Source organism: Hydrogenophaga sp. Root209 (genome assembly GCF_001428625.1).
Lineage (GTDB): Bacteria > Pseudomonadota > Gammaproteobacteria > Burkholderiales > Burkholderiaceae_C > Hydrogenophaga.
On the sequence record NZ_LMIE01000013.1, the window covers coordinates 1 to 22,648 of the forward strand.

General features: G+C 65.0%; 22 protein-coding genes and 1 riboswitch. Of the genes, 15 read left to right on the plus strand and 7 right to left on the minus strand.

What is annotated here, in order from left to right:
• Positions 1-174 precede the first annotated feature (174 nt).
• The 3 genes from gyrB to dnaA form a co-directional block, all read right to left on the minus strand.
• Positions 175-2,793: a DNA topoisomerase (ATP-hydrolyzing) subunit B gene (gene gyrB / locus ASE11_RS11040; RefSeq protein ID WP_056270739.1), complete on the minus strand. Its 2,619-nt coding sequence runs from the start codon at positions 2,791-2,793 to the stop codon at positions 175-177.
• 80 nt (positions 2,794-2,873) lie between these two features.
• Positions 2,874-3,980, minus strand: coding sequence for a DNA polymerase III subunit beta (gene dnaN / locus ASE11_RS11045; RefSeq protein ID WP_056270743.1), 1,107 nt, complete (start codon positions 3,978-3,980; stop codon positions 2,874-2,876).
• 162 nt (positions 3,981-4,142) lie between these two features.
• Entirely contained in the window at positions 4,143-5,486 is a 1,344-nt protein-coding gene (gene dnaA / locus ASE11_RS11050) for a chromosomal replication initiator protein DnaA (RefSeq protein ID WP_414842446.1), read from the minus strand.
• 299 nt (positions 5,487-5,785) lie between these two features.
• Here dnaA and rpmH point away from each other — a divergent pair, with 299 nt between their 5' ends.
• The 7 genes from rpmH (at position 5,786) to ASE11_RS11080 (ending at position 11,322) form a co-directional block, all read left to right on the plus strand.
• Positions 5,786-5,920 carry a 50S ribosomal protein L34 gene (rpmH, locus tag ASE11_RS11055; protein ID WP_006299042.1) on the plus strand — a complete coding sequence of 45 codons (135 nt, stop codon included), beginning with the start codon at positions 5,786-5,788 and terminating at the stop codon, positions 5,918-5,920.
• Positions 5,921-6,000: 80 nt separating this feature from the next.
• Entirely contained in the window at positions 6,001-6,420 is a 420-nt protein-coding gene (locus ASE11_RS11060) for a ribonuclease P protein component (RefSeq protein ID WP_268766285.1), read from the plus strand.
• Positions 6,410-6,697, plus strand: a complete 288-nt coding sequence (gene yidD / locus ASE11_RS25335) for a membrane protein insertion efficiency factor YidD (RefSeq protein ID WP_082585679.1) — start codon at positions 6,410-6,412, stop codon at positions 6,695-6,697. The genes ASE11_RS11060 and yidD overlap by 11 nt, the downstream gene beginning before the upstream one ends.
• Entirely contained in the window at positions 6,694-8,403 is a 1,710-nt protein-coding gene (gene yidC, locus ASE11_RS11065; RefSeq protein ID WP_056270750.1) for a membrane protein insertase YidC, read from the plus strand. The genes yidD and yidC overlap by 4 nt, the downstream gene beginning before the upstream one ends.
• A 165-nt stretch (positions 8,404-8,568) precedes the next feature.
• Entirely contained in the window at positions 8,569-9,963 is a 1,395-nt protein-coding gene (mnmE, locus tag ASE11_RS11070; protein ID WP_056270753.1) for a tRNA uridine-5-carboxymethylaminomethyl(34) synthesis GTPase MnmE, read from the plus strand.
• A 106-nt stretch (positions 9,964-10,069) separates the two neighbouring features.
• Complete coding sequence (locus tag ASE11_RS11075; protein WP_056270758.1) at positions 10,070-10,561, plus strand: Crp/Fnr family transcriptional regulator; 492 nt, start codon at positions 10,070-10,072, stop codon at positions 10,559-10,561.
• Between the two features lie 110 nt (positions 10,562-10,671).
• Positions 10,672-11,322: a hypothetical protein gene (locus ASE11_RS11080; RefSeq protein WP_156406309.1), complete on the plus strand. Its 651-nt coding sequence runs from the start codon at positions 10,672-10,674 to the stop codon at positions 11,320-11,322.
• A gap of 18 nt (positions 11,323-11,340) precedes the next feature.
• Here the strand turns inward: ASE11_RS11080 and ASE11_RS11085 are convergent, their stop codons facing one another.
• Both ASE11_RS11085 and ASE11_RS11090 read right to left on the minus strand, forming a co-directional pair.
• Positions 11,341-11,886 carry an adenine phosphoribosyltransferase gene (locus ASE11_RS11085; RefSeq protein WP_414842447.1) on the minus strand — a complete coding sequence of 182 codons (546 nt, stop codon included), beginning with the start codon at positions 11,884-11,886 and terminating at the stop codon, positions 11,341-11,343.
• Between the two features lie 142 nt (positions 11,887-12,028).
• Positions 12,029-14,014 (minus strand): monovalent cation:proton antiporter family protein, encoded by a 1,986-nt coding sequence (locus ASE11_RS11090; protein WP_056270765.1) that lies wholly within the window; start codon positions 14,012-14,014, stop codon positions 12,029-12,031.
• Between the two features lie 72 nt (positions 14,015-14,086).
• Between ASE11_RS11090 and ASE11_RS11095 the strand changes: the two genes are divergently transcribed.
• From ASE11_RS11095 to ASE11_RS11110, 4 genes are read left to right on the plus strand one after another with little or no spacing between them, the layout of a single operon-like run.
• Positions 14,087-15,085, plus strand: coding sequence for a KpsF/GutQ family sugar-phosphate isomerase (locus tag ASE11_RS11095; protein WP_056270769.1), 999 nt, complete (start codon positions 14,087-14,089; stop codon positions 15,083-15,085).
• Positions 15,086-15,649: a KdsC family phosphatase gene (locus ASE11_RS11100; RefSeq protein WP_056270773.1), complete on the plus strand. Its 564-nt coding sequence runs from the start codon at positions 15,086-15,088 to the stop codon at positions 15,647-15,649.
• A complete protein-coding gene (lptC, locus tag ASE11_RS11105) occupies positions 15,646-16,317 on the plus strand; it encodes an LPS export ABC transporter periplasmic protein LptC (RefSeq protein WP_082585680.1) in 672 nt (223 codons plus the stop codon). The genes ASE11_RS11100 and lptC overlap by 4 nt, the downstream gene beginning before the upstream one ends.
• Positions 16,318-16,333: 16 nt before the next feature.
• Positions 16,334-17,146, plus strand: a complete 813-nt coding sequence (locus tag ASE11_RS11110) for an SDR family oxidoreductase (protein WP_235501256.1) — start codon at positions 16,334-16,336, stop codon at positions 17,144-17,146.
• 114 nt (positions 17,147-17,260) lie between these two features.
• Here ASE11_RS11110 and ASE11_RS11115 read toward each other — a convergent pair whose 3' ends face one another.
• Complete coding sequence (locus ASE11_RS11115) at positions 17,261-17,683, minus strand: RNA recognition motif domain-containing protein (protein WP_056270777.1); 423 nt, start codon at positions 17,681-17,683, stop codon at positions 17,261-17,263.
• A 279-nt stretch (positions 17,684-17,962) separates the two neighbouring features.
• Positions 17,963-18,035, plus strand: a riboswitch (SAM riboswitch).
• A 70-nt stretch (positions 18,036-18,105) separates the two neighbouring features.
• Between ASE11_RS11115 and metX the strand changes: the two genes are divergently transcribed.
• Positions 18,106-19,272: a homoserine O-succinyltransferase MetX gene (metX, locus tag ASE11_RS11120; protein ID WP_056270780.1), complete on the plus strand. Its 1,167-nt coding sequence runs from the start codon at positions 18,106-18,108 to the stop codon at positions 19,270-19,272.
• Positions 19,272-19,853 (plus strand): methionine biosynthesis protein MetW, encoded by a 582-nt coding sequence (metW, locus tag ASE11_RS11125; RefSeq protein ID WP_056270783.1) that lies wholly within the window; start codon positions 19,272-19,274, stop codon positions 19,851-19,853. The genes metX and metW overlap by 1 nt, the downstream gene beginning before the upstream one ends.
• Positions 19,854-19,876: 23 nt before the next feature.
• Here metW and ASE11_RS11130 read toward each other — a convergent pair whose 3' ends face one another.
• Entirely contained in the window at positions 19,877-20,557 is a 681-nt protein-coding gene (locus ASE11_RS11130; protein ID WP_056270801.1) for a transglutaminase-like domain-containing protein, read from the minus strand.
• Between the two features lie 211 nt (positions 20,558-20,768).
• Between ASE11_RS11130 and ASE11_RS11135 the strand changes: the two genes are divergently transcribed.
• On the plus strand, positions 20,769-21,296 hold the full coding sequence (locus ASE11_RS11135; protein ID WP_200959343.1) for a chemotaxis protein CheW: 528 nt from the start codon (positions 20,769-20,771) through the stop codon (positions 21,294-21,296).
• A 41-nt stretch (positions 21,297-21,337) separates the two neighbouring features.
• On the plus strand, positions 21,338-22,648 hold a 1,311-nt coding region (locus ASE11_RS11140), incomplete at its 3' end, for a Cache 3/Cache 2 fusion domain-containing protein (RefSeq protein WP_056270786.1).

The window sequence follows — 22,648 nt, forward strand, 5'->3', positions numbered from 1 at the left end:
GGAGAGCGTCTGTTCCGGCGGCTCAAGGGCTACCGGCGCATCTTCTCTCGCTTTGAGAAACTCGATGCGATGTTCTTGGGCTTCCTCAGCTTCGTGCTCGTGGCGATGGGCTTCGCATTTTGTGTTAACAGGCCCTAGCCAGGGTCTGTGGTCCCAAAACTCCCAACAACAACGTCAAACGTCGATATTCCCCGCCCGCAGCGCATTCGCCTCGATGAAGTCCCGGCGCGGCTCAACCTCATCGCCCATCAGCATCGTGAATACGCGATCGGCTTCGATCGCGTCGTCGATCTGCACGCGCAGCAGGCGGCGCACGGTGGGGTCCATGGTGGTTTCCCAGAGCTGGGCGGGGTTCATCTCGCCCAGGCCTTTGTAACGCTGGCGCGCGGTGGTGCGCTCGGCCTCGCTGATGAGCCAGCGCATGGCCACGCGGAAGTCGGCCACTTTTTCTTCCTTCTGCTTCTCGCCTTCGCCGCGCATGACCTTGGCGCCGTCGCCAAGCAGGCCGCGGAAGGTTTCTGCGGCGGTGGCCAGCGCGGCGTAGTCGGCGCCGTGCACGAAGTCCTGCGTGAGCACGCTGCTCTTGATGTTGCCGTGGTGGCGGCGGCTGATGCGCAGGATGGGCTTGTCGGTGCGCACGTCGAATTCGGCCGCCACTTCGGCGGGCACGCCGGTGGTGGTGAGCTCGCGCAGCTTCTCTTGCAGCGCGATGGCGCTGACCTCGGCCTGCTCCACGCTGTCGAGGTCAAGCGATACGCCGTCGGCAATGGCTCGCAGCGCTTCGGCGTCCATGAAGTTGGACAGGCGCGCGATCACGCTCTCGGCGATCTGGTGCTTGCGCGCCAGCTCGCCCAGGGTGTCTCCGGCAAGCGTGGTCTGCGTGGCGCCGCCCGTGAAGACGCTGGCGTCTTTCAATGCAATGCGCAGCAGGAATCCGTCCAGCGCCGCGGCGTCTTTCAAATAGAGCTCTTCCTTGCCGGCCTTCACTTTGTAGAGTGGCGGCTGCGCGATATAGATGTGACCGCGCTCCACCAGCTCGGGCATCTGGCGGTAGAAGAAGGTCAGCAGCAGGGTGCGGATGTGGGCGCCGTCCACGTCGGCGTCGGTCATGATGATGATGCGGTGGTAACGCAGCTTGGCGACGTTGAAGTCGTCCTTGCCGTCACCGTTGGCGCTTTCACCGCCAGCCTTGCCGATGCCGGTGCCCAGGGCGGTGATGAGCGTGAGAATTTCGTTGGAGGTGAGCAGCTTTTCGTAGCGCGCTTTCTCCACGTTCAAAATCTTGCCGCGCAGCGGCAGGATCGCCTGGAACTTGCGGTCGCGGCCTTGCTTGGCGGAGCCGCCGGCGGAGTCGCCCTCGACGATGTAGATCTCGCACAGCGCCGGGTCTTTCTCCTGGCAGTCGGCCAGCTTGCCGGGCAGGCCCATGCCGTCGAGCACGCCTTTGCGGCGCGTCATCTCGCGCGCCTTGCGCGCGGCTTCGCGGGCGCGGGCGGCGTCCACGATCTTGCCGCAGATGATCTTGGCGTCGTTCGGGCGTTCCTGCAGGTAGTCGGCCAGCAGGCGGCTCACGATGTCTTCGACCGGGCCGCGCACTTCGCTGGACACCAGCTTGTCCTTGGTCTGGCTGCTGAACTTGGGCTCGGGCACCTTGACCGACAGCACGCAGCACAGGCCTTCGCGCATGTCGTCACCGGTGACCTCGACCTTGGCCTTCTTGGCGAAGTCGTTGTCGTCGATGTATTTGTTGATCACCCGCGTCATGGCCGCGCGCAGGCCGGTGAGGTGGGTGCCGCCATCGCGCTGCGGGATGTTGTTGGTGAAGCACAGCACCTGCTCGTTGTAGCCGCTGTTCCACTGCATGGCCACTTCCACGCCGATGTTGGTGCCCTGGTCGCTCGCGCGGTCGCCCAGCGCGTGGAACACGTTGGGGTGCAAAACCGTCTTGCCCTTGTTGATGAAGTCGACGAAGCCCTTGACGCCGCCGGCGCCGGAAAAATCGTCTTCCTTGCCGCTGCGCTCGTCCTTCAGGCGGATGCGCACACCGTTGTTGAGGAAGGAGAGCTCGCGCAGGCGCTTGGACAGGATCTCGTAATGGAAGTCGGCGTTCTCGCGGAAGATGTCGTAGTCGGGCAGGAAGTGCACTTCGGTGCCGCGCTTCTCGGTGGCACCGGTCACGCGCATGGGCGAGATCTCGATGCCGTTGGGCGTGGTCTCCAGCAGGCGGTTCTGCACGAAGCCGCGCGCAAACTCGATCTGGTGCACCTTGCCTTCGCGGCGCACGGTCAGGCGCAGCCACTGGCTCAGCGCGTTCACGCAGCTCACACCCACGCCGTGCAGGCCGCCTGAGACCTTGTAGCTGTTCTGGTTGAACTTGCCGCCGGCGTGCAGTTCGGTCAGCGCGATTTCGGAGGCCGAGCGCTTGGGCTCGTGCTTGTCGTCCATCTTCACGCCGGTGGGAATGCCACGGCCGTTGTCGGTGACGCTGATGGAGTTGTCGCTGTGGATGGTCACCACGATGTCGTCGCAGTGGCCGGCCAGGGCTTCGTCGATGGAGTTGTCCACCACCTCGAACACCAGGTGGTGCAGGCCGGTGCCGTCGGACGTGTCGCCGATGTACATGCCGGGGCGCTTGCGCACCGCTTCCAGGCCTTCCAGGATCTGGATCGAGCCTTCCCCATAACCTTCGCTGGCACCCACCTGGTGGGCGTCGATGGTGGGCTGGAAATTGGAGCTGTCGGCATTGGCCGCACCGGTGTTGACGGATTCGGCGGGCTTGTTGGCTTCTGACATAGGGGACTTTTCTCAATCGCTAGAAAGGCCAAACCCGCTGGGCAGCGGGTCGGGCTTGGGGGAGAGTTGATCGCTCGGGATCAGATCCGCATCGGCATGACAACGTATTTGAAGGCGTTGTCGTCGGGGTTGGTGACCAGCGCGGAGCTGTTGCCATCGGACAGTTCGATGCGAACCATTTCCTGCGTCATGTTCTGCAGCGCGTCGATGAGGTAGGTGACGTTGAAGCCGATTTCGATGGTGTCGCCGCCGTAGTCGATGTCGAGTTCGTCGACCGCTTCTTCCTGCTCGGCGTTGCTCGATGCCACGCGCAGCGCGCCGGGCTCGATGTTCAGGCGCACGCCCTTGAACTTCTCGCTCGTCATGATGGCGGTGCGCTGCAGCGAGGCCAGCAGCGGCACGCGGCCGAGCGTGACGATGTTCTTGTGGTTCTTCGGGATGACGCGGTTGTAGTCGGGGAACTTGCCCTCGACCAGCTTGGTGACGAACTCCATGCCGTCGAAGCTGAACTTGGCCTGATTGGCGGCGAACTGCATCTCGATCGCGCCTTCCTTGTCGCTCAGCAGGCGCTGCAGTTCCAGCACCGTCTTGCGCGGCAGGATCACTTCTTGTTTGGGCACTTCCACGTCCAGTGTGGCGGAGGCGAAGGCCAGGCGGTGGCCGTCTGTGGCCACCAGGCTGAGCTGCTTGCCCTCGGCCACGAACAGGATGCCGTTCAGGTAATAGCGGATGTCGTGCACCGCCATCGAGAAGGACACCTGGCCGAGCAGGCTCTTGAGCGTTTTCTGGGGTACCGAGAACACCGGGCCGAAGCTGGCCGATTCCTGCACCAGGGGGAAGTCTTCCGGCGGCATGCTTTGCAGCGTGAAGCGGCTCTTGCCACCCTTGAGGATGAGCTTGCCCGCGCTGGATTCCAGGCTCACGCTCTGGTCGCCCGGCATGGTGCGCAGGATGTCGATGAGCTTGCGCGCACCCAGCGTGGTGGCAAAGTTGCCGCTGTCGCCGTCGAGCTCGGCGGTGGTGCGGATCTGGATTTCCAGGTCGCTGGTGGTCAATTGCACCTGCGAGCCGGTCTTGCGAAGCAACACGTTGGCCAGGATGGGCAGGGTGTGGCGGCGTTCCACGATGCCGGCCACCGATTGCAGCGCGGCCAGAACCTTGTCCTGGGTCGATTTCAAAACGATCATGTCAGACTCTTTCGTCTCTGGTTGCTTGTGGTCCGGGGGTTGCCTCCCCGGCGGGCCCTGCGTTTGTCGGAGCCAAATCTTCGCTATTTTCGCTGTTTTGAGAGCGCGTCCCGCAAAACGCCTCTCGACTCAAAAACGGCTCTCCAACTTCACGCCCGCGCCTCATCCCTTGAGCGTCTGTTCCAGCACGTGCAGCTGCTGGTTGAGCTCGGTGTTCTGCTGGCGTTCGGCGCCGATCTTGCGCACCGCGTGCAGCACCGTGGTGTGGTCGCGCCCGCCAAACAGCTCGCCAATTTCGGGCAGGCTCTTCTGGGTCAGCTCCTTGGCAATGAACATGGCGATCTGGCGCGGGCGAGCAATGCTGGCCGGGCGCTTCTTGCTGTACATGTCGGCCACCTTGATCTTGTAGAAGTCGGCCACGGTCTTCTGGATGTTCTCCACGCTGATCTGCCGGTTCTGGATCGACAGCAGGTCCTTCAGCGCCTCGCGCGCCAGCGCGATCGAGATCTCTTTCTGGTTGAAGCGGGAATACGCCAGGATCTTGCGCAGCGCGCCTTCGAGCTCACGCACGTTGGAGCGCACGTTCTTCGCCACGAAAAACGCCACCTCTTCGGGCATCACGGCGTTTTCCACTGCCGCCTTGTTGATCAGGATGGCCACGCGCATTTCCAGCTCGGGCGGCTCGATGGCCACCGTCAGGCCCGAATCGAAGCGCGAGACCAGTCGCTCGTGGATGTCGGCCAGGCCCTTGGGGTAGGTGTCGCTGGTCAGCACGATGTGGCTCTTCTTGGCCAGCAGAGCCTCGAAGGCGTTGAAGAACTCTTCCTGCGTGCGCTCCTTGTTGGCAAAGAACTGCACGTCGTCGATCAGCAGCAGATCCAGCGAGTGGTAACGCTCCTTGAACTCGTCGAAGGTTTTGCGCTGGTAAGCCTTGACCACATCCGACACAAACTGCTCGGCGTGGATGTAGAGAACCTTGGCCTGTGGACGATCGGCCAGCAGGTGGTTGCCGATGGCGTGCACCAGGTGGGTCTTGCCCAGGCCGACGCCGCCGTAGATGAACAGCGGGTTGTAGAGCTGGCCCAGGCTGCCCGCCACGTGCATGGCGGCGGCGCGCGCCATGCGGTTGGCCGAGCCCTCCACCAGGGTGGAAAACGCCAACGCCGGGTTCAGGCGCGTCTTCGGCCCGCTCGGTGCCGTCACTTCGGGAGGCGCGAGATCGGGCAGCTCGGCGAGCACCAACTCTTGCGCGGTTCGTGGTGCTGGTGATGTGCGGCTGGGGCCTTCACGCGGAGCAAGCACCAACTCCAACACCACTGGGGCACCCTGGATGGCTTCCAGCAAGGCGGTGATGCGCGCGGCGTATTGGGTTCGGATCCAGTCCAGCTTGAACCGGTTGGCCACCGACACGATCACCCGGGAGACATCGGGCGCCACGGTGGCCGAGAGGGGGCGGATCCAGGTGTTGAACTGCTGTTCCGGGATGTCCTGGGAGAGTCGATCCATGCAGGCCGACCACAGGGAAAGGGGGTCTGCGTTGCCGGAAGACAGGGACGCGCTGGGGGGAAGGCCCTCGATCATGCTGGGATTGGCGATGTTGTTGTGATTGTGGACAAATGACGCAGGGCCAGCCGGCCATTGTAGGCGTGTGCGTGACTTATCCACAAGCCGGTCGGCGGGGCGCTCCGGCCAGGGCGGCGGGTGACGTTCCTGAAGTGGACCGTCTGCATATAAGGCCAAGTGCTTGCCGCGCCTGGGTTTTCTTTGCGATAATTGCGGGTTTTCCCGATTTGTAAGAGACCACCATGAAACGCACCTACCAGCCTTCCAAGATCCGTCGCGCCCGCACCCACGGCTTTCTCGTTCGCATGAAGACCCGTGGCGGCCGTGCTGTGATCAACGCCCGCCGCGCCAAAGGCCGCAAGCGTCTGGCTGTCTGAGTCGGCGCGTTGACTTGGCGCATGGTGTGCCGGCGTCCCTGTGCCCGGCCCGTCTGCCGCCCGATGTTGGCGGTTGTGCAGTGACCCAGCGCCTGCGGTCCCGCCAGCAGTTCCAGGCCGTCATGGCTGGAGCGCCTGTGGCCAAGACTCCCCACTTCGCCTTGCACCGAGCAGTTCTTGACGTTGCTGCCGAGGGCAAGCCGTTGTTTCCCGTGGCCGATGCCTGGCTGGGTGTTTTGCTGCCCAAACGCTGGGCGAAACGTGCTGTCACGCGCAATGCCATTCGCCGCCAGATCTACGAAGCGGCGCGGCACCAGCCTGTCTCCCTGCCGCAGGCTGCCTGGGTGGTGCGCTTGCGCAGCGAATTCAGCCGCAAGCAATTCGTGAGCGCCACGTCCGACGCGCTCAAACGCGCCGTCCGCCTGGAGCTGGAACAGTTGTTGTCGCGCGCCATGTTGCCGAAGGCCGTCGCGCCCTTGGAGGCCCGTGATGTGGTCTGACTGGCCACGCCAGGCGTTGGTGGGTCTCGTCAAAGGCTACCGGCTGCTCTTGAGTCCGTCGTTGGGCAACGGTTGCCGATTTGAGCCCTCGTGTTCGGTGTATGCCATCGGCGCGCTGGAGCAACACGGTGCCGCGGCAGGCTCCTACCTCACGGTCGCGCGGCTGGCGCGCTGTCATCCCTGGTGCGAAGGGGGCTTCGATCCGGTGCCGGAGTCCCGGCCCGCCCTCTTTTCCCGTCTGATTTCACCCTCCTCAGCAAAGAAGAACGCGTCATGAATGACATCCGTCGGTCCATCCTGTGGGTGGTGTTTGGTTTGTCCATGGTCCTGATATGGGACAAATGGCAGATCCACAACGGGCACAAGCCCACCTTTTTCCCCGGCTCGGCGCAGGTGGGCGCACCGGCCAGCACCTCGGCTCCCGCAGCCGACGCCAGCGTGCCCACCGCGGTGGCAGTGCCCTCATCGGCCACCACCAGCGCACCGGGTGAAGCCCCGGCTGGCGCACCCAGCCCGGTCGCCGCGCGCCATGTGGTGACCACCGACGTGTTCAAGCTGGTCTTCAACACCGAGGGCGGATCGCTGATTGGCGCCGAACTGCTCAAGCACGCCGAGGCCACCCGACAAAGCAAGGACCAGAGCGAACAGCCGTTCACCCTGCTGGCCCAGAACGCGGACCGCATTTACGTGGCCCAGACCGGCCTGATCGGTGGCTCGTTTCCCACCCACAAGACGCCAATGAATCTGGTGACGTCCGAAACCGCGCTGGCCGATGGCCAGAACGAGTTGCAGGTGCGCTTCGAGTCGGCCGATGTGGGCGGCGTGAAGTTGATCAAGACCTACACCCTCACGCGCGGCCACTACGACATCGCCGTGAAGCACGAGGTGCAAAATCTCGGTACCCAGGCCGTGAATCCGCAGCTCTATCTGCAACTGGTGCGCGACGGCAGCAAGCTCAGCAGCGAAACGCCTTTCTATTCCACCTTCACCGGCCCTGCCGTCTACACCAACGAGAAGAAGTACCAGAAGGTCGCGTTCGAAGACATCGAGAAGAAGAAGGCGGACCTTTTTGTCAAGACGGCCAGCGATGGCTACGTGGCCATGGTGCAGCACTACTTTGCATCGGCCTGGCTGCTGGGCGAAGGCGTGGCGCGCGACAACTTCGCCCGCAAGGTGGATGACAAGCTGTTCGCTGTGGGCAGCATCACGAACCTGCCGGCCATCGAGCCCGGCCAGACGCAGAGCGTGCAAGCGCGCCTGTTCGTCGGTCCGCAAGAAGAAAAGGTGCTGGAGACGATCGCCCCCGGTCTGGAACTGGTGAAGGACTACGGCTGGCTCACCATCCTGGCCAAGCCGCTGTACTGGCTGCTGGAGAAGATCCACGGCTTCGTGGCCAACTGGGGTTGGTCCATCGTGCTGCTGGTGGTGCTGATCAAGGCCTCGTTCTACTGGCTCAACGCCAGCGCCTACCGCAGCATGGCGAAGATGAAGAAGATCAACCCCCGCATCATGGAAATGCGCGAGCGTCTCAAGGGCAACCCGCAGGGCATGCAGCAGGAAATGATGAAGATGTACCGGGAAGAAAAGGTCAACCCGCTGGGTGGCTGCTTCCCGATCCTGATCCAGATCCCCGTGTTCATCGCGTTGTACTGGGTGCTGCTCTCCAGCGTGGAGATGCGCAACGCACCGTGGATGGCCTGGATCACCGATCTGTCCTCGCCCGATCCGTACTTCATCCTCCCGCTGGTGATGGCAGTGACCACCATGATCCAGACCGCGCTCAACCCGCTGCCACCCGATCCGCTGCAGGCCAAGCTGATGTGGCTGATGCCGCTGATGTTCTCGGTCATGTTCTTCTTCTTCCCGTCCGGCCTGGTGCTGTACTGGATCACGAACAACGTGCTCACCATCGCGCAACAGTCCTTCATCAACAAGCGCATGGGTGTGCCGTTGAAGTTCAGCATGCCGAATTTCAGGAGTTGACCCCCCTGCGCCGCTGACGCGGCTTCGCCCCTTGAAGGGGGGACGGCGTCTTGGGCCGGCGGAGCCGGACCCTTGACGCCTCTGGGTTGGGGCACTTCGTTCCTCGCCGGGCCTGCTTTGCAGGCCCTCGCTGTTTCTGGGCTTGGCCCTTTATGCTCGACTCCCATGCTCGCTGCGTCACGTGATCCCATCGTTGCCATTTCCACCGCGCCCGGACGGGGTGGGGTGGGCATTGTTCGGGTGTCGGGGCGGGGGCTGGCGCTGTTTGTGGAGGGCCTGCTGGGGCGGGTGTTGAAGCCGCGAGAGGCGACCTATCTGCCGTTCGCCGATGCAGCTGGTCAACCGATCGACCACGGCCTGGCCTTGTGGTTTCCGGGCCCACATTCCTACACCGGGGAAGACGTGCTCGAGCTGCAGGGTCACGGCGGGCCGGTGGTGCTGCAGTTGTTGCTTGCGCGTTGCCTGGAGGTGTCGCGCGACACCTTGACCGCGCTGCGCACGGCCCGTCCGGGTGAATTCACCGAACGCGCCTTCCTCAACGACAAACTCGATCTGGCGCAGGCCGAGGCCGTGGCTGACCTCATCGATGCGAGCACCGAGGCGGCGGCACGCAGCGCGTCGCGCTCGCTCGCCGGGGTGTTCTCGGGCCGCATTCACGGCCTGCGCGACGCCTTGGTCAATCTGCGCATGCTGGTCGAGGCCACCCTGGATTTCCCCGAAGAGGACATCGACTTCCTGCAAAAGGCCGATGCCACCGGGCAACTGCGGCGGCTGCGCGAGGCGCTGGCGGGCGTGCAGGCGCAGGCCAGGCAGGGCGCGCTGCTGCGCGACGGTCTGCAGGTGGTGATCGCGGGTCAACCCAACGCGGGCAAGAGCTCGCTGCTCAATGCGCTCGCGGGTGCCGAGCTTGCCATCGTCACGCCCGTGGCGGGCACCACGCGTGACGTGGTGCAGCAAACGATCCAGATCGAGGGCGTGCCGCTGCACGTGGTGGATACCGCCGGCCTGCGGGACAGTCCCGATGTGGACGAGGTGGAGAAGATCGGCATCGAGCGCGCCTGGGGCCAGATCCGCGAGGCTGACGTGGTGCTGTTCCTGCACGACCTGACCCGCACCGAGACGGTCGTCTACCAAAGCGCCGATGCCGTGATTGCCGCCAGCCTGGCCCAGGCCGTGCCGACCGGCGTGCCCGTGCTGCACGTGTGGAACAAGCTTGACCAGAGCCCCTCGGTGCGCGCCGACCTGCAGGGTGGGCTGGCCATTTCAGCCAAGCAGGGCGAGGGTCTGGAAGCCTTGCGTCAGCGCCTGCTGGCGCTGGCGGGCTGGCAGCAACCGGGCGACGGCCTGTTCATGGCGCGTGCGCGCCACCTGCAGGCATTGCAACGTGTGGACGAACACCTGCTGCTGGCCGATGGTCTGCTCGCGGCGCAGGCCGAGCATCTGGACCTGCTGGCCGAAGAGCTGCGCCTGGCCCAGCAAGCGCTCGGTGAGATCACCGGCGAGTTCACCGCCGACGATTTGCTGGGTGAAATCTTTTCGCGTTTCTGCATCGGAAAGTAGACCGGCGGCACCGCCCGGGACGCTGCGAATGCCGCTTGGCGGCGCAGTTGTAAGCACGGGTAATTACAGCTTGCGCGGTGGTGTGGCGCGCGGGTATCTTGATGTGATGCATGTCACACCTCCGACATCTTTGCGCTTCGACATCAATGGCTTGGCTCAGGCCATGCGGCACAGCAGCGCGCTGGATGCGGTGCCTCTGAACCTCACGGACAACCAGTGGCCGTTGTTGGCCAACTACCTGCAGCCCGTCGCGTTGCAGCAAGGTCAGGTGCTGATCGAGCAGGGGGTGAAGGACCGCACGGTGTATTTCGTCGAGAGCGGCACGCTGACCGTGCACTACGAAGACGACAAGGAGCGTGTGCGCATCGCGGTGGTGGGATCGGGCTCGCTGCTGGGTGAAGGCGCATTCTTCAGCCATCTTCCGCGCAGCGCCACGGTTCACGCCGGCAGCGATTGCCGTCTCTGGTGCATGACGCCGCTGCGTTTTCGCGAGCTCTCCCTCCGCCATCCCGAGATTGCCCTGGAGCTGACGGTGTCCATGTCCGCCGTGCTGGCTCGGCGCATGTACAACAAGCCCAAACGGGTGGCAGTCACCTGATGACCACGGGTCATGTATTTGTGGAACGTGTGCAGAAGCAGCGCCGGATTCACGTACCAACTCAGAACACTTCAGCACATCGCCTTGTGCACACTTTGACCATGTCCTTCATGAGCTGGCTCCATGCCAAGAAAACCAACGCCTCGGGCAAGGGCCGACTGGCGCGCGCGCGCCACTCGTTTAGCCAGACCACCCTGCCGCTGATCTCGCCGCGCAAGGGTCGTCGCATCCTGCGGCGCGAACAATTGTTCGGTGTGGTCCGCGAGTCGCTCATCCGTGCGGGGGTGCTCTCCACCAGCTACGAGTTCAAGGTGCTCACGCTGGACGCCAACGGCGACTGTTTCCTGGTGCTGGTCGATCTGGCGTTGCCTGCCGAAGGCATGCCCGACGAGTACCTGCTCGAGATCGAAAACTGGATCCAGCAAAGCGCCAAGGCTCGCCACGGCATGCTCGTGCGCTCGGTGTACTGGCGCCGCCGTGCGGCTCACGATCAGGTCGGTGTGGCGTTGCGTGCGGCTGTTTCCGTACAGACCCGTCGGGACGCCGAGATGTTCAATCCCACCGCCATTCCCAAACCCAACGTCCAGTCCTCGCACACGCCAATGCAGGCCTTGGGTGCGGACGAGGTGGATGCGTTTCGAGCTGTGCTTCAGAGCGCAGCCAAACCCGCGTATCCCTCACCCGAAGAAGCGAAACTGCCCATTCCCGAATCGCACAGCGACTTCGCTGCGCTCAGCGACACGCAGCACGGCAAACTCTGACCCTGCCACGATCGGGGCTCAGTGCCCGGCAAAGTCGACCAGGGTGAACAGCGCAAGACCCGATTCCCGCAGCTTCTGCGAGCCGCCGAGTTCGGGCAGGTCCACGATGGCGGCCCCCTCCATCACCTCGGCACCCAGCTTCTCCAGCAGGCGCCGCCCGGCCATCATGGTCCCGCCAGTGGCAATCAGGTCGTCGATGAGCACCACCTTGTCGCCGGCTTTCACCGCATCGGTGTGCAGCTCGACCGTGGCGCTCCCGTACTCCAGTTCGTAGGTTTCTTCGACTGTGGTGAAGGGCAGCTTGCCCTTCTTGCGGATCGGCACAAAGCCCACACCCAGCTCGTAGGCCAGCACCGAACCGATGATGAAGCCCCGTGCGTCGAGCCCGGCCACCACGGTGGGCTTGAGGGCCGGGTCCATGTAGCGGTGCACGAAGGCGTCGATCAGCACGCGGAACACCTTCGGGTCTTGCAGCAGCGGCGTGATGTCGCGGAACTGCACGCCGGGCGCAGGCCAGTCGGGCACCGTGCGGATGTGGGCTTTGAGGTAGGCGGAGGTGTCCATCGGGGTCAAGGCTTGGGGGGAGGCGCCCATTATTGACTGGGGGCACCAGGCGGTCGGCCGGCATCTTGCCCCACAACGTGGCGGGCGCGTTCTGCAAACTGCCTGATCGCGATGATCTCCATCGCTCCGAATGGCAGACGCATCAGCCCGACAGCAGCTTGTCTTCGGCCAGCGCGAGGGCCGGTGCCTTGCCGCTGATGACCAGCGTGTCGCCTCCCTGCAGCACGGTGTCGTCGGTCAGCGGCGCAGGCATGCCGCTGGCGTGGCGCAAGCTCACCACCCGCACACCCACGGCGTGCAGGGCCAGGCTCTCCAGCGTCTTGCCCACGGTGCGCCCGGCGGGCGGCAGTGTGACCGTGTTGAGCCGCTCGTGGTCGAGTTCGTCGGCGCCGTCGTCGTCGGAGCCGTGAAAGTAGCCCTTCAGCAGGTTGTAGCGCGCATCGCGCTGGTCCTGCACCACACGGATCACGCGGCGCATGGGCACGCCCACCAGCGCCAGGGCATGGCTGGCCAGCATCAGGCTGGCTTCGATGGCCTCCGGAACCACCTCGGTGGCGCCCGCCGCGCGCAGTTTTTCCAGGTCCACGTCGTCCACCGTGCGCACCACCACCGGCACATTCACCGCTTGCGCGTGCGTGTGGCGCAACACCTTGAGCGCACTGGGCGTGTCGAGGTAGGTCACCACCACGGCGCTGGCGCGGTGCAGGCCGGCTGCCATGAGCGCCTGCAGCCTGGCCGCGTCGCCAAACACCACCGAGTGGCCAGCGGCCGCGGCCTGGCGCACACGGTCCGGGTCGAGATCGAGCGCCATGTAGGGAATGCGTTCGGCTTCGAGCAGGCGGGCCAGGTTTTGCCCGCAGCGGCCGTAGCCACAAATGATCACGTGCTTGTCGGCGTTGATGGCCTTGCGCGCGATGCTGGTCATCTGCACCGACTGCATCAGCCAGTCGCTGCCCACCAGGCGCGTGACGATGGTGTTGGCATACATGATCACGAACGGTGTCGCCAGCATCGACAGCACCATGGACGCCAGGATCGGGTTGAACAGTGCCGGGGGAATCAGGTTGTTGTTGCCCGCCAGTGTGAGCAACACCAGGCCGAATTCACCCGCCTGCGCGAGGTACAACCCGGTGCGCAGCGCCACGCCCATGGGCGCGCCGAACGCGCGCGTGAGCCCGGTGATGAGCGCCAGCTTGAATATCAGCGAGAGCGTGAGCAGCAGGAGCACCAGCTCCCAGCGGTCGAACACCATGCGCCAGTCCAGCATCATGCCGATGGTGATGAAGAACAGGCCCAGCAAGACGTCGTGGAACGGGCGGATGTCGGTCTCCACCTGGTGCTTGAACTCGGTCTCTGAAATGAGCATGCCGGCCACAAACGCACCCAACGCGAGCGACAGGCCGGCGTGTTCGGTCAGCCACGCCAGCCCCAAGGTGATGAGCAAGAGGTTGAGCATGAACAGCTCGTCGCTCTTGCGTCGCGCCACCAGTGTGAGCCACCAGCGCATCACCTTTTGCCCACCGGTGAGCAGCACGCCCAGCAACAGCACGGCCTTCAGACTGGCCCACCCCAGCGCAATCAGCAGATCCTCGGGATCGGCCGCCAGCGCGGGAATGATCACCAGCAAGGGCACCACGGCCAGATCCTGGAACAGCAGAATGCCCAGTACCCGTTTGCCGTGTTCGGATTCCAGCTCGATCCGCTCGGCCACCAGCTTGATCACGATGGCCGTGCTGCTCATGGCCATCACGCCGCCGAGCGCCAGCGCGGTTTGCCAGCTGATGTCCCACCAGGCGGGCAGGAGCAGCGTGAGCGCCATGGAGGCCAAGGTGGTGATCAGCACCGTGAGCACCACCTGCGACAGGCCCAGCCCGAACACCAGCCGCTTCATGGCGCGCAGTTTGGGCAGGCTGAACTCCAGCCCGATGACGAACATGAGGAACACCACGCCGAATTCCGCGAGGTAACGGATGCCGCTGGAGTCCTGCGTCAGTGCCAGCGCGTTGGGGCCGATCAGCACACCCACCACCAGGTAGCCCAGCATCGGTGGCAGCCGCAACAGCCGGCACCCGACCACGCCCAATACGGATGCCAGCAGGTACAGCAGGGCCAGGTCGAGAGAGGTCATGCAGGCATGTTAACGGCGAGAGGTGTATCCACAGGGGGCGCTGCCACGAGGCCCACGGCGATAATGAGCCGCATGACCCTGCCCACCACCTTTGATGCCGCCCGCGCTCTCGCGATGGCTCAGGAAACCCTGAGCATCGAAGCCCAGGCCGTCACGGCCATGGCTGTGCGCGTGGGCGATTCCTTTGCCACTGCGGTGGCCAGCATGCTGGCCTGCCGGGGGCGCGTGGTGGTCATGGGCATGGGCAAGAGCGGCCACATCGGCCGCAAGATTGCCGCCACGCTGGCCTCCACCGGCACGCCGGCCATGTTCGTGCACCCGGCCGAAGCCAGCCATGGCGACCTGGGCATGATCACCTCCGCTGATGTGGTGCTGGGCATCAGCAACAGCGGCGAAAGCGAAGAGCTCACCGCGATCCTGCCGCTCATCAAACGCATGGGCGTGCCCTTGATCGCACTCACCGGTCGACCCGCCTCCACGCTGGGGCGCCACGCGCTGGCCGTGCTCGACAGCTCGGTCGACAAGGAAGCCTGCCCACACAACCTCGCACCCACCGCCAGCACCACCGCGCAACTCGCCATGGGCGACGCGCTCGCCGTGGCGCTGCTCGACGCGCGCGGCTTCAAGGCCGACGACTTTGCCAGATCGCACCCCGGTGGCGCGCTCGGGCGCAAGCTGCTCACGCACGTGAGCGACGTCATGCGCAGCGGCGCCGACGTGCCGCGCGTCGGTCCCCAGGCCAGCCTGATGGAACTGATGGGTGTCATCAGCGCCAAAGGGCTTGGCATGAGCGCCGTGGTGGATGCCGAGGACCGCGTGCGCGGCATCTTCACCGACGGCGACCTGCGCCGCCTGATCGAGAAGACCGGCAGCAGCGCCGACCTGCGCACCCTGCGCGCGATCGACGTGATGCACCCCAACCCACGCACCGTGCGCGCCGACGCGCTCGCCGTGGAGGCCGCTGACTTGATGGAAGCCAACCGCATCACCAGCGTGCTCGTGGTGGACGAGGCCGGTGCACTCATCGGAGCGCTCAACGCCAACGACCTGATGCGCTCGAAAGTGATCTGAATGAACGCCCTGCCCGCCCTGCGCCCGGCCTTGAACTTCGCACCCGAACTGCTGCTGCAGGCGCAGGGCATTCGCGTGGTGTTCTTCGACGTGGACGGTGTGCTCACCGACGGTGGTCTGTATTTCAGCGAGTCGGGCGAAGCACTCAAGCGTTTTCACACACTCGACGGTCACGGCATCAAACTGCTGCAACGCGCCGGCATCATGCCCGCCGTGGTCACGGGACGCGACTCGGCGGCCCTGCGTGCGCGCCTGAGGGCGCTGGGTGTGGCGCACGCACGTTTTGGCACCGAAGACAAGCGCCCGGCAGCCGAAGAGATCCTGGCCGAACTGGGCCTGAACTGGTCGGCAGCCGCGGCCATGGGCGACGACTGGCCCGATCTGCCCATGCTGCGGCGCGCGGCCCTGGCCTGTGCGCCGTCCACCGCCCACATCGAGGTGCTGGCCGTGGCCCACCATGTCACCACACGGCTGCCGGGCGCAGGCGCCGTGCGCGATCTGTGTGACCTGCTGCTCGTGGCCAGCGGTGTCTATGCCCGTGAGCTGGAGGCGGCCGCCCGATGAGCACGTCCGATCCGCTGGATTTCCTGGACACCATCGACCTCACCGAGCCGGCTGCCCGCCCGCGCCGGCGCAAGCCCAAGCTCCTGGACCGCCTCTCCATTTACCTGCCCGTGCTGCTCATGGGCCTGCTCGCGCTGGCCTCGTATTGGTTGCTGCGTGCCACCCCGACACCCGAGGCGCCCCAGGCCGCGCGGCCCGTGAGCAGCGAACCTGACTATTTCATGCGCGGTTTTTCGGTCAAGGCGTTCGATCTCACCGGCGCGCTCAAGTCCGAGGTCGTGGGCGACGAGGCGCGTCACCACCCTGACGACGACCGCATCGAGATCGACAACGCGCGCATCCGCAACATCGGCCCCGAGGGCCGACCCACGGTGGCCAGCGCGAAGCTGGTGACCACCAACGCCGACAACAGCCAGTTCATCCTCGAAGGCAATGCGGTGGTGGTGCGCGACGCCGCTGTCGGGGCGAACGGCAAAGTTTTGCCCCGGCTCGAATTCCAGGGCGAGTACCTCAAGGTTTTCGTCGACCCGGAGCGTGTCGTTTCCGACAAGCCGGTGGTGCTGCTGCGCGGCACCGACCGGCTGGTGGCCGACACGCTCGACTACCGCGGCGACGTCGGCGTGGCCGATTTCAAAGGCCGGGTGAAAGTCCAACTGATTCCCCGCTGAACCGCTCGCACTCTCCATGACCATGCCACCAGACAACCCCGCGGCCCCGCTCGCCTTCATCACCGGCGCATCCAGCGGCATCGGCCAGGCGTTGGCCGCACGATTTGCCCGCGGTGGTTACCGGTTGGCATTGGTGGCACGGCGCACAGCCGAGATGCAAGCCTTTGCCGACGCCAACGGCTGGGATGCCGATCGTTGTCGTGTGTACGGCGCCGATGTGTCCGCCATTGACAGCATCGTGGCCGCTGGCCTCGCCTGCCTGGGCACCCAGGGCGTGCCCGACGTCGTCATCGCCAATGCCGGCGTGAGCATCGGCATGGACACCTCCGAACGTGACGACCTGGACGTGATGGCCCGTACCTTTGCACTGAACAACACCGGCATGGCCGCCACCTTCCACCCGTTCGTGGCGGCCATGGTCGCGCGCGGCAGCGGCGCGCTGGTGGGCATTGCCAGCGTGGCGGCCATCCGGGGGTTGCCGGGGCACGGTGCCTACTGCGCCAGCAAGGCCGCGGTGGTGGCGTACTGCGAGAGCCTGCGCGGAGAAATGCGCGGCACCGGCGTGGCCGTCGTGACCGTTGTGCCCGGTTACGTGGACACACCGCTGACCCGCGAGAACCGCTACGCCATGCCGTTCTTGCTAAGCCCCGAGACCTTTGCCGACCGCGCCTTTGACGCCATCGTCGCAGGCGTGAGCTACCGCGTGATTCCTTGGCAAATGGGTGTGGTGGCCAAATTGCTGCGCTCGCTGCCCAACGCCTTGTTCGATCGGGTTTTGTCAGGCCGGGCACGCAAGCACAGGCAAGGCGAAGCCAAGAGCGGAGCTTGATCCGGCGGCTTCTGATGCGCCCATGAAAAAAGCCCTGCGGCATGGCCCCAGGGCTTTTTTCATGCGCTGATCAGCGAGCCCGAGGACTCACCGAATCAAGCTGATCGAGGACTATCAGTAGCCGCCACGGCCACCGCCGCCGCCGCCACCTTCACGACGGCCACCGCCACCGCCGCCACCACCGTAGGGGCTGCGGAAGCCGCCGTCGCTGCCGCCACCACCACCAAAGCCGCCGCCGCCACTGCGGCCGCCGCCGAAGCCGCCGCCACCGGTGCGGGGAGGACGGGCTTCCATTGGACGGGCTTCGTTCACCACCAGGCTGCGACCGCCCAGGGATTGGCCGTTCATGCCTTCAACAGCGGCTTGCGCTTCGGCATCGTTGCCCATTTCGACAAAGCCGAAACCTTTGGAACGACCGGTATCGCGCTCCATCATGACTTTGGCGCTGTTGACCGAGCCGTAAGCGCTGAAGGCTTGTTGGAGGTCTTCGTCGCGAACGGTGTATGGCAGGTTGCCAACGTACAGTTTGTTGCCCATGGTCGGGACTCCTAAGAACACTGAGAAAAATAGCGATGGAGCCCCGTTAGCACACAAAAACCTGTAGCACGCGAAACCGACCGATCACTTGTCAAAACGAGCGTCTTGGACGCTCGCCAGAGGATTATGCGCGCAATGTCCCGCAAACAGTAACTATTTTTCAGGACGCTGCGGCCCCCATTGACGTCGACGCGGCTTTACAACAACCCTTCGCGTCCCAGGACGCGGCGTGTGTCCTGCCTTCGGGCTCGCGTCGGGACGATGCTTCAATTTATACTGCGCGCTCACAGCGCCGATTTGATCCGAATTGCGGGCGCTTTAAAAATGCCGCTAAAGAAGAGACTCCTGGCCCAGCATCCCGGTCTCGCTCTTGGCGGCATCGGGATTTTTTTTCGGGCGCGCGCCGCCCACAGGACACCAGATTGATCGTCACGCCCCAAACGTTCCGGTTCACCGAGCCGCTGCCGCTGCGCAGCGGCGCTGTCTTGCCCGCCTACGAGCTGGTGGTGGAAACATACGGCATGCTCAATGCGGAGCGTTCCAACGCGGTGCTCATCTGCCACGCCCTCAACGCTTCGCACCATGTGGCGGGCTGGCATGCCGACGGACAGGGCCGGCCGGTCGCGCGCAGCGAGGGTTGGTGGGACAACATGATCGGGCCCGGCAAGCCGGTGGACACCGAACGCTTCTTCGTGATCGGTGTCAACAACCTGGGCTCGTGTTTCGGCTCCACCGGCCCCACGCACACCAACCCGGCCACCGGAGCACCCTGGGGCGCGGATTTCCCGGTGGTGACGGTGGAAGACTGGGTGGACGCGCAGGCCCGCCTGCTCGATGCCATGGGGATACAGACCCTGGCGGCCGTGATGGGTGGGAGTCTGGGCGGCATGCAGACGCTGGCCTGGACGCTGCAGTACCCGGAGCGCGTGCGCCATGCGGTGGTGGTGGCCAGCGCTCCCAACCTCACGGCCGAGAACATCGCCTTCAACGAGGTGGCGCGGCGCGCCATCGTGACCGACCCCGATTTCCATGGCGGGCACTACCTCAAGCACGGCACCCTGCCACGGCGCGGCCTGCGCATCGCCCGCATGATCGGGCACATCACCTACCTCAGCGACGACGTGATGAACGAGAAGTTCGGGCGAAGCCTGCGTTCCATCGACGAGGGTGACCCCACGGCCGCGGCCGAGTTGGCCTACCGCTACACCACGCAGGACGTGGAGTTCCAGATCGAGAGCTACCTGCGCTACCAGGGCGACAAGTTCAGTGAGTACTTCGATGCGAACACGTACCTGCTCATCACCCGCGCGCTCGACTACTTCGACCCCGCGCGAGAGCATGGCGGCAGCCTGAGCGCGGCGCTCTCCAAGGCCACGGCCAGGTTCCTGCTGGTCAGCTTTACCACCGACTGGCGGTTTTCGCCCAAGCGCAGCCGCGAAATCGTCAAGGCGCTGCTGGAAAACCGCCGCGATGTGAGTTACGCCGAAATCGATGCACCGCACGGGCACGACGCCTTCCTGCTCGACGACCCGCGCTACCTCAACGCGGTGCGTGCCTATTTCGACCAAACCATCGCCGGGGGACTGTGATGAGCGATACCCGCCTGATGGAGAGCATCGCCCGTCTCGTTCCCCCCGGCTCGCGCGTGCTCGACCTGGGCTGTGGCGACGGTGCCATGCTGGCCCACCTGCAGGCCACGCGCGGTTGCAGCGGCTACGGTGTGGAGATCGACGATGCCAAGGTGCTGGCCTGCGTGCGCCGCGGTGTCAATGTGCTGCAGCTCAACCTGGAAGACGGCCTGAGCACCTTTGGTGACAACGCCTTTGACGTGGTGCTGCAGATCGACACGTTGCAACACCTGCGCAACGCCGAGACCATGCTGCGCGAGACCGCGCGCGTGGGCCGCATCGGCGTGGTGGCGTTCCCCAACTTCGCCCACTGGCCCAACCGGCTGGCGGTGGTGCAGGGCCGCATGCCCGTGACCAAGCGCCTGCCTTATCAGTGGTACGACACGCCCAACATCCGCGTGGGCACGCATGCCGACTTCGAGGTGCTGGCACGGCGCAACGGCCTGACCATCGAGAAGAGCTTCGGTCTGCACGAAGGGGAAGAAGTGCACCGCTGGCCCAACCTCATGGCCAGCACGGCGGTGTTCCGTTTCACGACCTGACCCACACCCCTGCGCCGCGCTGTTCAGGCGCGGCCAGCCTCGCGCGCCGCGTCAGCCGCAAAGTCGCCGGTGATCGGATTGCCCGCGTCCATGGCGGGGTAGATCTCGGCAAATACGGCCCTGATCTGCGCCAGCGGCAGATCGTCGAAGCTGCCGCGTTCCTTCACGTACTCCATGTGCTGGCGGCCTGCACGGTCGAACGCGTGGTAGAGCGAATCGTGCACGCCGTCGAACTCCAGCGGCAGCAGGCCGAACTTGTCGCACAACTCGACGTTGAAGGCCGGCGTGGCCTTGCGCCAGGCACCGTCGATCCACAACTCGGTGTAGCCGTGCCAGGCGAACACATCGGTCTTCATGGTCTGGCGCAACTTTTCGGTGGACAGGTGGTTCTTCACATCGGCAAAACCCAGCCGTGCGGGGATGCCCGCCGCGCGCGCCACTGCCGCCAGCAGAACCGCCTTGGGCACACACCAGCCGAAGCCCTGTGCCAGCACGGTGCTGGCGGTCATGCCGTGGTCGGAGAGGTCGATGCGGTAAGGGTCGTAGCGCACCTGGTCGCGCACGGCGCGGTAGATCGACACCGCCTGGTCACGCGCACGGCTGCCCAGCGCATGCGCTTGCGCGAAGGAAACGATGGCCGCGTGGTCGCTGTTGATGGCCTGTGTGGGGGACAGGTGCTCGGGTTGGGGGCGGTTCACTTGCATGGGCACAAGTTAGCAGAGGAGGTCGTGCCCCGCCGACACGTTCGAGACAAACAGCCCATGGGCTCACCGCGATGGCGTTTTGTGTACTTAAGTACTGAGCGGGCAGGCAAGCGGAGGGAATGGACAGGCTTTGTCCGCTTTTTTCCGACTTCAGCCAGCGCCTGGCTGGCCGATATTCCATGGACCAACCCGAAAACCGAGGACCCATTCCATGGACATGCGCAACGAAGCCAATCACATCGCTCGCCACGACAGCGCCCGCGCAGCGGCCGCACAAAAGGCCAGCGCCGAATTCCTGACCTTTCGCCTGGGCGGTGAGGAATACGGCATCGACATCCTTCGCGTTCAGGAGATCCGCTCCTACGAAGAGCCCACCCGCATCGCGAACGCGCCCTCGTTCATCAAGGGCGTGGTCAACCTGCGCGGGGTCATCGTGCCGGTGGTGGACCTGCGCATCAAGCTGGGTTGCGACAAGGTGGAATACAACGGCTTCACGGTCGTGATCGTGCTCAACGTGCGCGGCCGCGTCGTCGGTGCGGTGGTCGACTCGGTGTCCGACGTGCTGGAACTCGCCGGCGAGCTGATCAAGCCCGCTCCCGAGATGAACACCAATGTGGACACCAGCTTCATCACCGGCATTGCCAGTGTGGGCGAGCGCATGTTGATCCTGATGGACATCGAAGCTCTCATGTCGAGCACCGACATGGGGCTGATGGACAGCACCCAGGCCCTTCAATAAGCCCCACACGCCGTTCGCACCCAGACGAGGAGACAACCCCGATGAAACCAAGCTCCAACCGACAAACCTCCGTGGCGCGCCGCGTGGCTTTGCTGGCCGTGGTCATGCTCGCCACCGTGCTTGCGCTGATCAGCGGCGCCATGTCCCTGGTGGCCGAGTCGTCCTCGCGCGACCGCATGGTGGAGTGGGCGGGTGACAAGGCCTCGTCCGTGGCCGGTTCGGTCGACGCCTTCGACGCCACCGCCCGTCTGATGGCCGACCGCGCTTTCAAGCCTTTCCGCCAGAAATTCGGCGAGAAGTTCGAACTCGACGAACAGGCCGGCATGCTCAAGAGCTGGGGCATGCTGCTCAACAACGATTTCTCCGAGGTCGATACCTTCAACCGCATCAACGGCGGCGTGGCGACCATCTTCATGCGCAAGGGCGATGACTTCGAGCGCATCAGCACCTCGCTGAAAAAGGAAAACGGTGAACGCGCCATCGGTACGGTGCTGGTACGCACCCACCCGGCGCATGCCCTGATGCTCGAGGGCAAGCCCTACACCGGCCGCGCCGTTCTGTTCGGCAGGCCCTACATGACGCACTACGACCCGGTCAAGGACGAAGCCGGCAAGGTGGTCGGCATCGTGTTCATCGGCTTTGACGTGGCCGACTTCCAGGCCTCGCTGGACAAGCTGGTGGCCGATACACGCTTTTTCGACAGCGGTGGCACCTACTTGATCGACCCGCGCGCATCCAACGCCGAGGCGGTTTTCGTGTCCCATCCCACGGCCGCGGGCAAGAAGGTGCTGGAAGTCAATCCCGGCGCCGATGCCATGCTCACCGCGCTGCGCGCGGGTCCTGACGTCTTCGTGCGTGACGCCATTCCCTTGTTCGACGCCGGTATCGAGCACCCCTGGATCGCCAAGCGCGAGGCCAAGGCCGGCGGCTGGTGGGTCGTGGCTGAGGTGTCCGACACCGAGGCCATGGCCAGCCACTGGCGCACCATGTATGCCTTCTGGGCCCTGCTGGCCGCGGCCACCGTGGCGCTGGGCGTGGGCCTCTTCCTGATGGTGCGCCGCAACGTGAGCCAGCCGCTGGCTCAATTGACGTCGGCCGTGACCACGGTGGCGCAGGGCGACCTGAGCCAGGTCTTCCAGTCCAGCCGCAGCGACGAGATCGGTCGCCTGGTGCGCGAGGTCGAAACCATGCGCCAGCGCTTCCTCGGCATGATGCGCGAGCTGCGCAGCGCCACCGACAGCATCAACACGGCTTCGTACGAGATTGCCTCGGGCAACCAGGACCTGAGCGCGCGCACGGAGCAAGCGGCGAGCAACCTGCAGGAGACGGCGGCGAGCATGGAAGAGCTGACT